At 47.6% G+C, this 15,922-nt stretch carries 14 protein-coding genes; 3 read left to right on the top strand and 11 right to left on the bottom strand.

Annotated elements, in window-relative coordinates; all coding sequences use genetic code 11:
- Positions 1 to 168: 168 nt before the first annotated feature.
- Genes ACM1ND_RS11450 through ACM1ND_RS11440 form a run of 3 tightly spaced genes read left to right on the top strand, consistent with a single transcriptional unit; the run spans position 169 to position 3,278 of the window.
- Positions 169 to 1,170, top strand: coding sequence for a permease (locus tag ACM1ND_RS11450; RefSeq protein ID WP_160789890.1), 1,002 nt, complete (start codon positions 169 to 171; stop codon positions 1,168 to 1,170).
- Between the two features lie 8 nt (positions 1,171 to 1,178).
- Entirely contained in the window at positions 1,179 to 2,156 is a 978-nt protein-coding gene (locus ACM1ND_RS11445; RefSeq protein ID WP_071558808.1) for a TIGR03943 family putative permease subunit, read from the top strand.
- A gap of 18 nt (positions 2,157 to 2,174) precedes the next feature.
- On the top strand, positions 2,175 to 3,278 hold the full coding sequence (locus ACM1ND_RS11440) for a CobW family GTP-binding protein (RefSeq protein WP_341058380.1): 1,104 nt from the start codon (positions 2,175 to 2,177) through the stop codon (positions 3,276 to 3,278).
- A gap of 111 nt (positions 3,279 to 3,389) precedes the next feature.
- Here the strand turns inward: ACM1ND_RS11440 and ACM1ND_RS11435 are convergent, their stop codons facing one another.
- The 11 genes from ACM1ND_RS11435 to ACM1ND_RS11385 all read right to left on the bottom strand — a co-directional run bounded on the left by ACM1ND_RS11435 (position 3,390) and on the right by ACM1ND_RS11385 (position 15,921).
- The gene (locus ACM1ND_RS11435; protein WP_013310118.1) at positions 3,390 to 3,635 is read right to left on the bottom strand and encodes a type B 50S ribosomal protein L31; all 246 of its coding nucleotides are present in this window, start codon (positions 3,633 to 3,635) and stop codon (positions 3,390 to 3,392) included.
- 17 nt (positions 3,636 to 3,652) lie between these two features.
- Entirely contained in the window at positions 3,653 to 4,123 is a 471-nt protein-coding gene (locus ACM1ND_RS11430) for a hypothetical protein (protein WP_023988396.1), read from the bottom strand.
- Between the two features lie 95 nt (positions 4,124 to 4,218).
- Positions 4,219 to 4,368, bottom strand: coding sequence for a 50S ribosomal protein L33 (rpmG, locus tag ACM1ND_RS11425; RefSeq protein WP_007430271.1), 150 nt, complete (start codon positions 4,366 to 4,368; stop codon positions 4,219 to 4,221).
- A gap of 68 nt (positions 4,369 to 4,436) precedes the next feature.
- Complete coding sequence (locus ACM1ND_RS11420) at positions 4,437 to 5,006, bottom strand: hypothetical protein (RefSeq protein ID WP_053325330.1); 570 nt, start codon at positions 5,004 to 5,006, stop codon at positions 4,437 to 4,439.
- A gap of 80 nt (positions 5,007 to 5,086) precedes the next feature.
- Positions 5,087 to 6,469 carry an MFS transporter gene (locus ACM1ND_RS11415; protein WP_076160263.1) on the bottom strand — a complete coding sequence of 461 codons (1,383 nt, stop codon included), beginning with the start codon at positions 6,467 to 6,469 and terminating at the stop codon, positions 5,087 to 5,089.
- A gap of 93 nt (positions 6,470 to 6,562) precedes the next feature.
- The gene (locus tag ACM1ND_RS11410) at positions 6,563 to 7,030 is read right to left on the bottom strand and encodes a MarR family winged helix-turn-helix transcriptional regulator (protein ID WP_023988393.1); all 468 of its coding nucleotides are present in this window, start codon (positions 7,028 to 7,030) and stop codon (positions 6,563 to 6,565) included.
- A gap of 229 nt (positions 7,031 to 7,259) precedes the next feature.
- Complete coding sequence (locus ACM1ND_RS11405; protein ID WP_418027728.1) at positions 7,260 to 10,268, bottom strand: hypothetical protein; 3,009 nt, start codon at positions 10,266 to 10,268, stop codon at positions 7,260 to 7,262.
- The gene (locus ACM1ND_RS11400; protein ID WP_023988391.1) at positions 10,265 to 11,530 is read right to left on the bottom strand and encodes a TRAFAC clade GTPase domain-containing protein; all 1,266 of its coding nucleotides are present in this window, start codon (positions 11,528 to 11,530) and stop codon (positions 10,265 to 10,267) included. The genes ACM1ND_RS11405 and ACM1ND_RS11400 overlap by 4 nt, the downstream gene beginning before the upstream one ends.
- A 16-nt stretch (positions 11,531 to 11,546) precedes the next feature.
- On the bottom strand, positions 11,547 to 12,200 hold the full coding sequence (locus ACM1ND_RS11395; RefSeq protein WP_068940786.1) for a beta-mannanase: 654 nt from the start codon (positions 12,198 to 12,200) through the stop codon (positions 11,547 to 11,549).
- Positions 12,201 to 12,218: 18 nt separating this feature from the next.
- Positions 12,219 to 13,508 carry a vWA domain-containing protein gene (locus ACM1ND_RS11390; protein ID WP_023988389.1) on the bottom strand — a complete coding sequence of 430 codons (1,290 nt, stop codon included), beginning with the start codon at positions 13,506 to 13,508 and terminating at the stop codon, positions 12,219 to 12,221.
- A 46-nt stretch (positions 13,509 to 13,554) separates the two neighbouring features.
- Positions 13,555 to 15,921 carry a transcription initiation factor TFIID gene (locus tag ACM1ND_RS11385; RefSeq protein WP_053325327.1) on the bottom strand — a complete coding sequence of 789 codons (2,367 nt, stop codon included), beginning with the start codon at positions 15,919 to 15,921 and terminating at the stop codon, positions 13,555 to 13,557.
- Between the last annotated feature and the right edge of the window lies 1 nt (position 15,922).

The following is a 15,922-nucleotide window of genomic DNA, read 5'->3' as shown; positions in this document are numbered from 1 at the left end:
ATTTATCGAAATTTAATCGTAATAATTACTAATAACAAACATAAATATATATGACCACTCTTTGAATTGTCAATATAGGAGGTGAGACAAGCACAATCCAGCGGGCATGATTGTCCCTCTACAGACATAGGCTGTAGATAAGAACCCTTATTCCCAAGGAGACGTGGAATGAAAAACAGTACGCTGTTGAAGATGCTGCCTTTTATGATTCCGTTTGCCTTTCTCATCCCTGTGCTTGTCACGCTATCTCCCCAGTGGCTTCGTTTGTTAGATATGGGGCAGCTGCAACCGTTAAAAACGGTATTTATGGGCATTTTTCTGGAAGCTGTTCCGTTTCTCCTTATCGGTGTGCTCGTCTCATCCCTTTTGCAGTGGCTTGTACCGGAGACATGGATTCGCAAAATAGCGCCTGCGCATCCTGTACCGGGTGTCCTGCTGGCCTCCTTACTAGGTATGCTATTTCCCATCTGTGAATGCGGCATGATCCCTGTCGTTCGCCAATTAATGCTCAAGGGAATGCCTGCCTATATGGGTATCACTTTTATTTTAAGCGGGCCCATTATCAATCCCGTGGTACTGGCTGCGACGATGATGGCTTTCCCTTCCCATCCCGAGGTCACTGCCGTTCGAATGGGTTTGGCTTTTGCCGTCTCCGCGATCATCGGGCTGATCGTGTATGCCTTTGTACGAGTGCATCCGCTCAAACGGTCGTTGCTCTCTTTTAACCAGCAAAAGCAGAACAATCAGACTCATCGGCATAGTCGCACATGGCGGGGCTTTTTTGTACATGCTGGTGACGAGTTTTTGGACATGAGTAAATATCTCATTATCGGCGCACTATTAACAGCCTGCATTCAAACCTTCATCCCACGCGATGAACTGCTTTCGTTAAGCAACGGAACGGTTGGATCGTACGCCTTTATGATGGGTTTTGCCTACATACTGTCGCTGTGTTCCACCTCCGATGCCTTTGTAGCCACTGCTTTTTCACATACCTTTACACTGGGTCCGCTGGCAGCCTTTCTTGTACTCGGTCCGATGCTAGACTTCAAAGGCACGCTCATGCTGCTAAGCACCTTCCGCACCAAATTTGTCGCCATCCTGGGCTTGCTCATTGTTTCACTCGTCCTAGTGGGTTCTATAGCTGCTGAATGGTTATTAGGGAGGTGAATACAAACGTGAATTCAACCTTTAGCATTCGCTGGCAATACGGCATGCGCTCCTTGCTCCTGATCGGATTGGCTGTGTACATCGTCTCATTAAGCCGCACGAATGCACTTCATTACTACTTGGCTCCCCATATGCAAAAGCTGCTCCTACTCTGTCCTGTACCACTCTTGTTCATCGCATTGGCGATGGCATGGCACGGAATCATCGGGGAGCGGGACGGTGAGGATGTATGTGATTGTGAGCATCCGTTGCCGCAAAGCTGGTTCAAAAAAACACTCGTATATGGAATGCTGCTCATCCCGCTCCTGTTCGGTTCTCTGCTGCCCAATCAGGCACTTGGTAGTGATATGGCCGCCAAAAAAGGCATGTCCTTCACGTATCCCAACCCGGATATCCGACGAAAAACAGATACACAGACCACGAAAGCATCCACCGCCTCCCTTTTATCAACTGCATCTTCCGTCCCAACTTCGTCCCCTCCAGAGGGAAAATGGAGTCAGGAAACGCTGGATAAGCTGTTCGTTCCGCCTGACAAGTACAATGTAGAATTCGCCGAGCTGGCGAAACGCCTGTATCAGCAACCTATCATACAGATCAAGCCTGAGATTTTTTCCGAAACTATTGGAGCCATTGAGTTATATAAACAAGCTTTTGAAGGAAAAAAAGTACAGGTGACTGGCTTTGTCTATAAAGACGACAACCTGCCGGGTAAAGGCCTATTTGCAGTAGGAAGATTCCTCGTCATGTGCTGTACTGCCGATGCCATGCCATTCGGGATCATCGTCCAATCCCAGAAGGCCCCGTCCTTTGACAAGGATACCTGGGTGACCATTGAAGGAACACTGCATGCCACACAAAAGGGCAACGCTCCCGTACTTGAAATTCGATCCGAAAAAATAACCGCTGTCGAGCAGCCAGAATCCCCTTATGTCTATACCCAAGCAGACTCGGTAGCTACCTTTGATCGCTTGAACACAGCACACTAAACCCACCAAGGAGGAAAAATGATGAATAAAGTTCCTGTTATTTTAATCAGTGGTTTTCTTGGAAGCGGCAAAACAACACTGCTTTTGCGCCTATTAGCCCATACTCGTCAAATCCCCCTTCGTGCTGCTGTTTTAATGAACGAAATGGGCGAATATGATGTAGACAGCGCTATAATTTCAGAGGAAATGCCTGACGTAACAGTAGAAGGATTGCTAGAAGGCTGCATTTGTTGCAGCAAAAGAAATGAGCTGGCAGGGGCTCTGCATACCCTGCTCAGCCACGAGCCAGATCTGATCTTCATGGAAACCACCGGGGTAGCCAACCCCGAACAAGTACTGGAGGAGCTTCGCTCCCCTCTACTGGCAGATCGGCTTTATCTGGTTCACAGCATCAGTGTTGTGGATGCTGAGCTGTTCCATGAATACAACAGCCGCTTTACGGCTGATAAAGAACTGGTTCGCACCCTGCACGGACAGCTGCGCACCGCAGACTTCATTGTGGTGAACAAGACGGATGCAGCAAGCAGCCGTGAAGTGACGAAGGTCGTCAAGAGCATCCGCAAGCTCAACGATACGGCCAAGCTGCAAACTACTGAATATAGCCGGGTTGACCTTGAACCACTACTAGAGCCTGTTCTGGCCTCCGCATCCGTTGCCGCGAAACCTGCACAGACACCTCAACCAGCACCTGCACAGGTCCAGCTCACTGATGCAGATGCACCGTTCGTCCCCATTCCCGTCAAAAGTATCGGAAGCACCAGTAGTGTCTCCAGAAGTACGGCTTTCAAAGTTATTTCGACACACAGTCATAACCACGATCCTAAGCAGCTTCATTCGTTCTCCCGTCTGGAGAGCATAACGCTGCATCAATATTCTCCTCAGCCACTCGAAAAACAACGATTAGAAAACTTTCTAACCGGGTTAGGTTCCTCACTGCTTCGAGCGAAAGGTTATTGCGTGCTTCCTCAGGAAGGTACAATGCTTTTGCAATTTTCAGGAAATCACTTGGAGTGGCAGCCTACTGCACTTCCCGTGAGTCAGGGATATGTCACGCTAATTGGGGAGCAGCTCGACAAAGCATCCATTACCGACCAATGGGAACAGTGCTTCCTTTCGCTATAAATGACAGGTCTAGATTAAGACAAAAAAACCTCCTGCATCTGCAGGAGGTTTTTTAAAAAGCGATGTTCACGGATTATTAGCATAATCCATAAACATAACGCTCGACTGTTCTTACTTAAGGTTATATTTTTTGTTAAAGCGATCCACACGGCCACCGATATCCACGTTTCTTTGTTTACCAGTGAAGAACGGGTGGGAAGCGGAGCTAGTATCTACACGGATAACTGGGTATGTGTTGCCATCTTCCCATTCCATCGTTTCTTGCGAATATTTAGTGGAAGCACTCAGGAAAGTAAATCCACAGCTAGGGTCCAAAAAGATAACTTTGTTCAATGTTGGATGAATATCTTTTTTCATTAGTTTCACCTAATCTTTCATATAGTTTTAGTTTCAAACTCAAACGTACTGGCGCAATACTCCATCAGTTGGCAAAAGGAACGGTTATGTCCCAGAAAAAAAGACGACAGATCATAACGGTTGCGCTCAAGCTCGTAAACGACAAGCAAACGATGCCGCATATATCGCATCGCCCATTGCACGAACGCTCCGGATCTTTCGTCAGCCTTCATCGTTATATAAGCATATAGTGAATGGTCCTCCGGCTCGTCCCAAATGCTGACACCAGCACAGGAGAACTCGGTAGCCACGTGCTTTCGATTCAAAAGGCAAAGCGTGCCATGTAGCTCGGCATCTATCATACAGCCTTGAAAAAAAGCCGTTTTCTTAGGTGCAAGCTTTAACTTTGGACGCTCTGTCCACTGGACTAATTCAAGTTTTCGCCGGTTCCATAACGCAGGCTTTTGCAAACTTAACACGATTTCTTCATCGTTAACTGGAGAGATCATGCCGCAGCTCCTTTCATGAAGCCCTATATTCATTAGAATTACAGGCTCCGTTCAGGATGCAGGATCATTCAGGTTGCTATATAGCAAGCCTCAAATTATCTAGTTTCACGATGGATCGTGTACTTTTTCAGACGCGGAGAGTATTTTTTCATTTCAAGACGCTCCGGATGATTTCTTTTGTTCTTGGTTGTTGTATAGTTGCGATCACCGGATTCGGTGCATGCCAAGGTAACAATTACGCGCATTTCTCTTCCTCCTTAATTGGAATACATGGTATACAATTACAATAGTAATTTTTACGATTAGTTCTATTCTATAATTCATGCTCCGCTTTGTCAACCTTAGAGTCACGGTTTGTCGCTTCTTCTACCGTGTTCCAGCGATTACGGTACTGTGCAAGCTTCGGATGAAGTTCCTGGGGTTCGCTCGAAAGCAGCAATCTGACATTTCTAATCCATTCTCCAAACGATGCATAGGAAGCGCACAAATTTGCAGTTTCAGGACTCATGTACAAAAAAAGTGGGGTCGTATACTTTTCCGCCAAAAAACGGATGGCTGCTTCAATCGGCGTATACTTTTTACGCTTACCTTCCCAACTCTCAATCACAACAGCACTCAAAGCCTGCTCCCGCTGCCACTCTCCCAGCTCGTCCACCCGCTTGTAATACGAACGTACCGGCTGCTTCCACATTCTTCTGACGGTTTCTTCATGTAGCGGATACAGCACCAGCTTTGTAAAAGATAATGCAGCCCCCGTTTCGGCAAAAAGCTCTAGCTCTCTGGCTGTAATCTGCTCAAACGTATCATAGTAGACCATGGTCCCTTTATGCGTCTCGATCGGAGGCTCATAACCATAGGGCACATATTGAAGGTTTCTTGTCATGCTGGACACTCCGTCCTTCCATAGATGAACTTTTCCTTCTATATTATACCCTTGTTTTGGCATGAGTTTGCATCAAATGTTTATCCTTGTTCAACAGCAGGCGTATTACGGCGTGAACCCCTTCGGAATTGCAACGCATAAAGTCCCATCGTCACAAGCGCAATCAGTGCAAGCACCGTAAAAATATTGCTAAAATTGAACACCTGCACATTAGATACGACAGGATTCAAATGAAAGGACGACGAACTATCCAGCGTTTTGCCCAAAATACTTGTCGTGATCGCTCCGGCAATGAAATTCAGCAGAGATAGCAGCCCCATTCCAACACCAATCTGGTCTTTCGACAAGGTACGAGAAATCGTGTTGGACATGGCAATTTGCATGAAGGTCTGACCTACGTTTCCGAAAATAAGCAAAAATAAAATCAGATACGGAGATGCACCCACAAACGTAGACAAGCTGATAAAACAGATGAACAAAAGCGATACAGCTGTATAGACGAGAAACGAATTTCCTTTACTATCCGCCAAACGCCCCCCTCTTTTACCCAATAGAGCCGAAGCAATAGCAGCCGGAAACATAACCAGTCCAATTATTGCCGGCGTAAGCTGATTGAGACTGTTCAGAAACTGCGGTGCCAAGTACGGCAATCCAAAGCTAATCCCCGTCCCTAAAAAAGCGATAAGGAGCCCGTATGAATATTGCTTGTTACGGAACAGCTTCGGCTGGATGAATGGATCATGCGCAGTGTTAATGCGCCATATAAACAGTGCAAATAACACCATACCGAGCAGAAAAAACATCATATTGGTTTGCGAAATCGAAAGTAACAAGAAGGCTACTGTTCCACCCAGCAATAATCCACCAAGAAAATCGAACTTCTGATCCTCTCCACGCTGATCGTCCAAATATTTACGAAAGAACGGCAATGCGATCAGTGGCAGCATGGAAATGACGAACAAAAAACGCCAGCTTGCAAAGCCTGTGATCAAACCGGAAATAATCGGAGCCAGTGCAGTACCTAACGCCAAGCCGATTGCTGTGACACCCAAAGCACGTCCTCTTTTTTCAGCCGAGAAATAACGGACTGGGACGATCATAGCAGTTGCCGGAATAACAGCAGCCCCTGCAGCCTGAAGCAAACGAGCTACAATGAGCATCCAAAATTGATTGGCCAACAGTCCAATAAGCGAACCCAGTGCAAAAAAGATAATCCCAAACGTCAGCAAATCCTTAAGACGATATTTATCTGCCAATTTGCCGTAGGTCACTGAACCAACCGCATACACAATCATATAGCCAGTCAGCAACCAACTTACATCGGAAGCACTAATATGAAACTCCTCCCGAATCACAGGCATAACGACATTAAACATAAAAGCGTTCATCACTGAAAAAACAAGTGTGAAAGCCAACACACGCATAAGCTTATCCGCATTGGGATAAGTTTGTTCATTTACCATTTGGTTTTCTCCCTCTCCTGTAAACCTCTTATCTAAGATCGTATTTCACTGCTTTTGAATATCCCTATCCGGGCAAACTCTCTATATATCCGCTCAAACGCGGGTGTTCGCATAACGGTAATCGTGGAGAATTTTTTTAAGCAGGCCGCGCAGCGTCTCCGATTCTCCGACAGATAACGTTTCACCTACCGAGCTTTTAATTGCCTCAATGGTACGTTCAGCTGTCTTGTGAATCTCCAAACCTTCCTCAGTCAAATAGATTTGCTTCATTCGTGCATCTTCCGGGTGACTTTTGCGTACTGCCCAGTTTTTCTTAACGATCCCGTTAACCAGGCTGGTAACGCTTGATTTATCAATAAGCAATAGCTTTTCCAAATCCGTATTGGTGACTCCAGGCGACATCGCCAGTATATAGAGCGTCTGCGATTGTGGGGAGGTGAGCCCCAAAGGGCGCAGTGCTGTTTCAATTTCGCGCCGGACGGTAGTGAAAATCCATTTAATTAAATACATCGTACTCTCTTCCTCCCAAGGAAGACAAACGGGATACACCTCACTTCCCATCTCACTACTAACCTCCATATCTATCTAATTTCAATAGTTTGAATTCCAACTAATTTTAATCAGCTGCCTAGTTGGTGTCAATACTTTCGTAAAATGATGTTTTATTAGATAAGGTGAATTTCAAATTTTGAATTCATCCTTTATGGAAATATAGGCATAATAAAAGACGAGCCCTTGAAGGAAACCCGTCTTTTACTTCATTCATCATTCATTACTGTTTTATTGTTGCTTAGTCTGAAGTTTTCACTTGAACTAGCGGATATTCTTCTCCATCAACGGTAACCGTACTAGCATCATTCAGCTCCAGCCGTTGCCAAATGGTCAACAGCGTACGATAAGGATACTTCTTCAGATCATACTCCGATGGTGCGTCAGTGTCTGTGTTGGTTCCATTACCACTACCCTCAGTAGAAATCTCTGAAGTCGAGCCTCCGTCCGTATTGTCTGTCACTGCTCCAGACTGATCGCCGCTTTTTCCGCTGGATGTACCACCACGAGCTGTGGAACCACTGTCCGTGGATTGTCCATCTGCTGTCGTGCTTTTTGTGGTGGAGTTCCCAATATTTACGCCACTGGATGGATCATTGTTCGCTTTAATGGCTGCTTCCTTGTCGTTCTGTTCAGCAAGCGTAAAATTTTCGTATAAGTGCTCCTGTTGATCCGCCCCGACAATGACGAGCTTCTTCGGCTTAAATTCTGCCTGCTCTGTCGATGTCTGAAACGCAAATAGCAGCTTGACCATTTTCGTAGTGGACTTGGTATTAGGCACATGTGTCACTATGGCCGTAGGCTCCTCTTTTACGGGCACTGTAGGCTCTACAGGCTGTTGTACAGGCTTCGGGGCAGCAACAGGCGCAGGTGTGTCACCAGATCCGATCACCCCGGTTGCTTTAAGGCCACCTAGCGTACCTGCAATGACAATCAGCACAATCCCGGAAATCACCCCACCTTTACGGAAACGACGAAGTGTTTTGACCAACGGCGTGTCCGTCTCCCGCTTTGCTGCCAAATAGAAATTTTTAAAAGCAGGCTTTGCAGGTTCAAAATATTGACGCCACAGCGTTTTTTTGTGCAATCCCTCTCGTCCTTCCTTTTGGAAGAATAGAAGTAGCGCACGTCGATACGCCGGTTCGAAACCGCCACGTGGAGTAGCAAACTCGGGGTGTTCCTCTGACCATCGGATAAAACGGTACATCGTATCGTTATCCTTCGCCCATTTGCGGATCGAACCGACTAGGCGAGCGAAGTCCAATATTCCTTCTCCCGGCCCGTCAGAACGATAGAAAGCAGGCAACAGACGGGCAAAATGGCCTTCCGCAAGCTGCTGGGGCAGCCAGCCATAAGCCCAATCCTGTACCTTTTCTACTTCGCCAGGCTCCAGGCCGTCCAGCACCGACGGTTCCGGTTCCTCCGTATTAAACCAATCGTAAGCCGCAATCAATCGCACTGCTTGTCCCTTGAGAGGAGCAGGCAGCTTTCCAACCCACTGCACCAAATCGGGCCGTGTGAAAAAGGGAATCTGTACGACCTGATCGGGTGATATTTCTTTTAGCTCTACTTCGGTAAGTAAATACCGATCCGACGCTTCCTGCAAGCGCTCTGTTAGTCCAGATTGCTCCAGCGGGGACAGTTTGCCTACGGCAGAGCTGCTGTCCCATTGACGCAAGCGTTGGTGAATGGCAGCCACAGCCTCTACTGGTTTTCTTTCGGCACGCAGTCTGCCCATCAGCGCAGATTCTGCCAAAAGCTGAAAATCGGCATTCGCCGACACTTCGATATACCGACTGCCCCATTCGTGCACAACAGCCAGCAGTCCCTTGGCATCCGGTGTTCTTTTCATCTGACTGTCCATGTAGGGAATGAACAGCATTTTTGTAAGTGCTGGATTACCCAACACTTTCGTAAAATATGCCTTGCCTAATGATGGATTTTCTTCAATCGTATGATAAATATACGTAACTGCTTCCGTATTTCTGGCAGTATAAGCATTGTTTAGCGAACGGATTAAATATTCCACCAACCGATTTTCGCTGCTGCGTGCATGAACTTTATAATAGTCCTTGAAACTATCGACTAGACCTACGTCTGGAATATATCCATCCTTCACCCGATCAAATTCATGATCAAAAAACGACAGAAACAGATCATTCAGCCTCATTTTACGTGGCAGCGCATCGGGTGGCGATAAATAATCAGTCAAGCTTCGTAACACAGCGATTCGTTGTTCGTTGTATAATGCCCGCTCTCCCTGCTCAATTCTGTACAACGTAATTAGCTCATGATAGCTGGATGGCGTCAAATCACGCCCGGCCTCCATACCTGTCAGCATTTGCTCGGCAAATTTGAAGAAATCGTCCGGCGTCTCACCATTCAGCAACGCACGGACAATCCAGTCAAAATACGGCTGTCTCACCTGCTCTGCATCCACATTAAGTATTCGACTATGGTTAGACAGGTCAAATACAAAGTCCTTTTCCACATTCCGATCACCGGGACGCAAACTAAAAGGCTCAACGAACATCAAGTGAATGCCTTTTCTGCTGTTCGGTTCCTGTGCATATGTAAGAAATCCGAGTCTGTTACGAAATGCATAAGGCAGTGCCGCATACAGCACACCCAGTAGCTGCTTGGCTGAAGATCCGACCGCTTCTACAGGAACATTCAGCGCTACATATACCTTTTTGCGACCTGCTGCGGACATCATGACTGCGTATAAAAGCTGTTTGAACACTTCTTCGCTCAGCTGTAATTGAGTCAGCACTGTAGACGGGTCAACAGCCGGAAATACACTTCCACCCGGTAGACGCTCCAATTCCGGCAAATCCGTTCCCTGCTCAATATCATAGGTATCAACAAAGGATGTGTTCAGCCACTGCTTATAGTCAGACGGAGATTCACCATGTCCGGCTGGAATCACATAGTTGTGCGTGAAAAAGGCGCTCCGCAGCCCAGTAAAATCCGCGGCCTTATAAATACTGCGGCCAAGCACTACATCCCCGGACTCCGTCCGTACCAGATGTATAGCTTCCGGATAGACGCTTTCCTGTTTCTCACCACGCGCCGTCAAAGCAGCAGGCGCATCATATACACATAAGGGATGGAGCACCTTTTTAATAAAAGAAGCATCCAATCCTTTGGAATTAGCCACTGTATCGAAGCCTTCCGTAGAACGGAAAATACCACGCCGTTCCCGTGTGTACATCTGCTGTTGTATTAAATGAGAGGTAGAATAACTCACTGTGATTCTCTCCCCTCAATGTACTTCAACTTATAAAGCAGCCAAATGAATGGCTCATCCACACGGATCGGACTAACCAACCCTTGCAGCTTTTGCTCCACCGGATTGCTACCCAGCGCGGAAACTGCGAAATAGGCCGTATCCGTAAAATATACATCCATCGTGCCCTTGAACGGCTTATCCACCTTTTCGATGAAGCGTCGAACTTCGCCATCAATGTTCGCGAACTCATCCAAATCCATATATTTGCGATGCTCCATCGGATTAAAAATATTGCTGTTCGTCTTGATGTATGTGCCTTCTTCATCTGCCAACGCAGTAAGCATATCACTTTTGGTCAGGACGACAGCGGTCGGAATGTCCGTTTTCCCTTTTTCCTGATAAGCGATAAAATCGCCGAACATCGTAAGTACGACATCACGCGGTTCATCATATTGCGAGACCCATTCACCCGGCTTATCGCCAAGGTTAATCTTAATGCGCTCCCGAATAGAGCGGATTTGCAGTGGATCGACCATAAAGAGAATACCTGCAGAATTCTTAATATGCTGTCCATGCAGTCCCAGATAGTCCTGATCTACCATTCCCTCACCGGCGACATCAAAAAATACCAGCGTCAGTGGCGGCTTTTCCTCATCCTTAAATACAAACTGGAAGATAAAAGGCTCCTGCATCTTTTCTTTTTGTGTCGATGTAAGCAGATCCCCTCGTTCAAATAGGGGCTCCTCATACATGGTGCGGAACTTTCGGCTGATCTCTGCATTGAGCGGCATGCAAGCCGCGTCAAAATGATCGGCCGTAACATGCTGCAACGTGTGAATCAGTGAGGTCATATAAACAGATTTCCCCGCCTGCGAAGCTCCAATGATCGAAATGATATTGCTAGGCACCTTACCCGCGGTCACGGGCAGTTCGTTATGGCAGTGCGGGCACAGTCGGTGACGCGTCAGCTCGCCATAACGGTCGGTCAGTCCTGTCAGTACATGATCAGAATACAATCGATGTTCCTCAGGGACATCATGGGGATGCAAAATCGCCTCCATATCATGCACACTGTCCAAACCAAAACGCTCCCGATATTTGTTCAACAGCTCATCTTCACCCAAAGCGTAGTCCTCGTCATCTTCACGGTGATGAGAAGCACGGAATACCACTTCCTCCGGGGAAAATTTACTAAAGCAATAAGGGCACACAATATCATAAAATAACGGCCTTGGCGCTGCCTGTGGCTTTCTTCTGAATAAATTGCTAAGAAAACTCATCGGTTGCGGCCTCCTTTCATTCAGGGACTAATTCATATACCGTGCCATATTTCTGGCCATCCGTAAAAAACAGCCGCACATATTCATCTCCCCCCACTTCAACAGAGGGTAAAACATTCCGTCCCGCGGCAAAAGGTGCCGTGAACGGATACAAGGTTCCATCGTCCCGGTCTGCTGGATAACCCCCGCGCTTCTTCACGTAGCAAAGCGCCTCTTGCGGGACAGGAACTTCGGCTGTCACCTGAATCTGGACGGTTTTGCGGCTGCGAAACCAGCTTTTTTTATGGTGAACTGCATATCTGATTTTAGCCCTCCCCGTGCTCAACTCCAGTTGGTTGGCTCCGTCTTGCTGACGGATCACGTAAGTGTCTCCATCCTCCCGAACAGCTGGATATACGATATACCGCACGCGTCCAATGCCTTCAATTCGGTCACGATAGCTGCCAGCAGCCTTATACTCCTCGCGTGTAAAAAGTTTTAGGCTTGAAAAAGGCGGTAAAACTTCACCTTCATTTTGCCCATTCACACCTGCATCGGCTGATTGTTTCGCAATATATACCACGGCTGCGCCCTCAGGCCACTGCCAGCGTAACACAACCCGGTTGTCATCAATTTTGTGGCTCAGCTCCGAAATAATAGGATCACCGGGCTGTGCTTCCCTATACTGCATAAGTTCCAGCCTCCCGTTCTAAAATCCACTGCTGCGTCGATTGCGCGTCGGGGCTTCCGGTGCCCCTCTCCGGCGTCCTGATGGCGCACCCTGACTTCCTCCACCGGAAGATCGGCGAGTATTTTCCGCAATCGGCAGAACAAGCGAAAAGACAGCAATAAGGGCTGCCAGTACGAGCGCTGCCACCAAACGAATCATCAAGTCGCCTATAGGCGAGCCAGATAGTCCCTTTTCCAAAATAAAACCAGCGAGCAAGCCTGCCGGGACTCCTCCAATCGCAAAATTCCGTGCGAGAAAACGGTTATCGAACATCAGCCCAAGAGCCAATCCCAATAAAGCGCCGATAATGACCAGCGCCGTTACGCGATAAATGGCAAAATACAGACTGTCGGCATACTCACCTGTCCGCTCCGTTACCAGTGTGCGATCACCGATTTTGTTATATATTTTTCCGAACGCCTGAGTAAGTCCTTGGGCATTGGCTACATTAGAATAAGTTCCGCCCGTCAGGTCAGCAATATTTTGCAATAAGGCTATACCATCCGACTCTGCCAGTTTCAGCCCGATCGTATTAATCGGAATCTGGCGGGCGATATAAGGAGCCAATGCTGTCTGGGTATCCAGATCGCTAAAGCCATCAGAGAGCATGATAACGAGAGAACCTTTTTCTGCATTACCTTGGGTTTCAATCTCTTTGATCGTCTCGTCCAAAGCAAGCCCGATCTCTGTACCGCCTGACATTATAGTCTGCATACTATCGATTTTGGAATAAACCGCTTGCTTCTCTGCATCTGTGCCAATGGGAGTAAATGGCTGAACCAACTGCGCAGCAGATTCAAATGAAACAATGGCTACCCGCTTGTCTCCATCCATTTGGCCAATCAGACTCTTGGCAGCCGTTAGGCGCTCATTATCGGGATCTGTTTGCTGCATACTCCCGGAATTATCAATCACAAGCACGAGGTCCTGTACGCTCTTGCGCCCTTCAGGGTTAACCTGATAGCCCAACTCCAATAGCAGACCTGCCACGAACAACATCACTAGTGTAGCAGGCACCAGTAACTTCCAGGATAACCCGGAGTAGCGCTGCCGCCATGAATGCCCATTTAACTGTGGCGAAATTAGTTCGCCAATCAGACAACCTAGGCCAATGCACAGTGCCATGATGCCAAAATACAGCCCAATCACGACGATATGCGGCCAGTGCCCTATCAATTTGTGAAGAATAAGCTCTCCCAAGATGAAGCCTACTACAGCACCCAACAAGCCGAACAGTAATAGGAGAACGTTAAATTTACGTTGCTTCATAAGAATCGTTGCTTCCTTCCATCATTAAAGTAGGATTAATATGTGGCTACCGCAATTCCGGCAACCGGTCCACGTCGATTCCGTGAAACACGAAACCATTCGCAGTATATGTCTCATAATACGTTTTGCCGTTGCGGTAAACCATCAGATCCTCCAGATGGAAGCCGCCCATCAAATGCAGCTTTTCCACCCCGCTGCTGCGACGCTCATGTACAAAACCCAGCTTGTAAATACGCGAAGTAATGTCCACATCCATCGCATAAGGAAGAAATTCGCCTTCGTAGTCACCAAAGAAGTACTTTTCTTCATACCGATGCTCATGGGTATAGTCGAGCAAACGTACGTTAATTCCACCATGTTCCTCTAACGTTTGATACAGTTTCTTAAACAGCTCATCCTTCGGAACGACCAGCCGATTTTCATATGCAGCAGCTACATTGGCACGCCGCAATAATTCTTCTTCGAAGGTCTGATTAAACGGCTGTGAACTGAGAATCAAGGTTCGACAGGTCTGCGTAAGTCGATCCACCAATGCGGACAGGCCCCCGTCCAGCAATCCGGATACAGGCCCCATATGCCGGGTATCAAAGAATATAGATTTTCCCCGCTTGCTCTCCAGCTCACGCATGACATCCTCCGTCACACGCTCGTAATACTCGAACAGGTTTTGACCTGTGTAACTATCAGCCTGCCGAATACTATCCGTTGCAGCTTGATGCAGTTCACGCTCCAGGCTGGAAAGCTGTACTGTAATATGCTTCGCCTGTGCATGCCATTTTTCTAGTGCCAGTTCATAGCGACGAAGCAGCTCCAAATCGGCTTGAATTCGCAGCATGTGCAGTTTGTGCCCGTAAACCGTCTCGGTCAGGTAACGAATCAAGCTGCGCACATTATGCTTATCCATGAGTGGCAGTCGTTGAAAAGGCTGGTCCTCCACCTGACCGCTATACAGGGTGTCCAGTTCAGCGGTACTAATCTGCAAGTCATTGGACGTATCCCGAATCAGCCCCCGAATGGCCGTAAGCACATTTCCTGTTTTATTTTCATCCGTCCAGTCTGTCAACTCGAATAAGCCGATTTCAGGATATTCCTTGGAAGCTGCATTCACAGCCAACTGCAGACCTGATTCCGCCTGAAAATCTCCCAACCGTTTGTGCATAATCCGTTCACAGTTATCGCGGAAAAAGGCTTCGCAGCCCTGACCGAACAAGGCTCCCTCCGCCTCACGTAATGTCATTCGCTTCAAGGAGCCGTAGCTGGCTCCGCTGGTCATCAGTGCGCTCATGTCCGTGATCGCCTCATTACCAGGAACGAGATCATTTCGCGTGCGACCGCGCTCAGCAGCATCTAAACCAAAATAATTCAGCTTATCGCGTATGTCCCACTCCTGCTCTGTTCTCATACGCTCTAGCAGCTTCACATAAAAATGATACAGCACCGTAAGTGCGATTGACTGGTTAGGGCGGTTGACTCGGGAAAATCCAGCCGACACATAACCCTGCCGCCCGGATTCCGTCATGATGTTGTTTTTAAACGATGTATTGTTGTATCCCCCATCCTGTGACCGATAGGAATCTCCTGCCTGATAGCGGTTTTTAAGAAGCTGAATGTGGCAAATGATGTCACAGCTTTCCCGCAGGCTATTCGGCACCGTTACGCCGCGTTCGTTCTTGTCGGACAGCACATAGACGAGATCGAACAACGGTGATGGAGCATGGGATACTGGAATGGTCAATTTGTCCTCAGTCATATGAAGCGGTGCCGTAAACGTATACTCTGGACTCTGGATATAGTCCAGCTCCCGCATAAAAGCAACGGACGTTGCACTACTGTAGCCGAATTGGACAGCCTGATCGCTTTCATTCACCAACACATACAGATCCATTTGTACCGATTTAAAAGACTGTGCAAAAATATACTCCGCCAACAGCGTAATTTCAGGGATTAATACGTTCATGGGGTCATCCGCTGTCGTCAAAATCGACAAATGAACACGCTCGAACGAAGAATACAACCGACCGTAATCTGCCAGATGTCCACTAGCCCGGCGCAACGCGGTGTTAAGCTCAATTAGCTGCGATTCATGTGTATAAAAAGCCTGGTGCAAGTCACGGCGTATCGTTTGGTGGCCACTTTCCTCCGGTACCGCTATCGTATGAACAATAGCATCCACCGAACGATCTACAGCCGCATGTTCTTCCTGCGAGCGGATCTGAATATACGTTACTCCCGTGCTGTTATCCCACTTGGTCCGGTTGATATCTGCAATGGTGTTCATCACCGGGTTCATGCGATCACCGATAAAAAGAAACACGGACGGGAAATGGATGCTACTGCGTCCATCTCCGCTTCCGATTAATTGGTCCTCTGCGACTGCATAGTCAGCCGCATAACGTAACAGCTGCTCTCTCATA

This window comes from Paenibacillus sp. JJ1722, assembly GCF_048282685.1.
In the GTDB taxonomy this organism is placed as follows: domain Bacteria; phylum Bacillota; class Bacilli; order Paenibacillales; family Paenibacillaceae; genus Paenibacillus; species Paenibacillus polymyxa_B.
The sequence above is the reverse complement of the archived record's forward strand: the minus strand, read 5'-3'. Positions and strand labels throughout refer to the sequence as shown.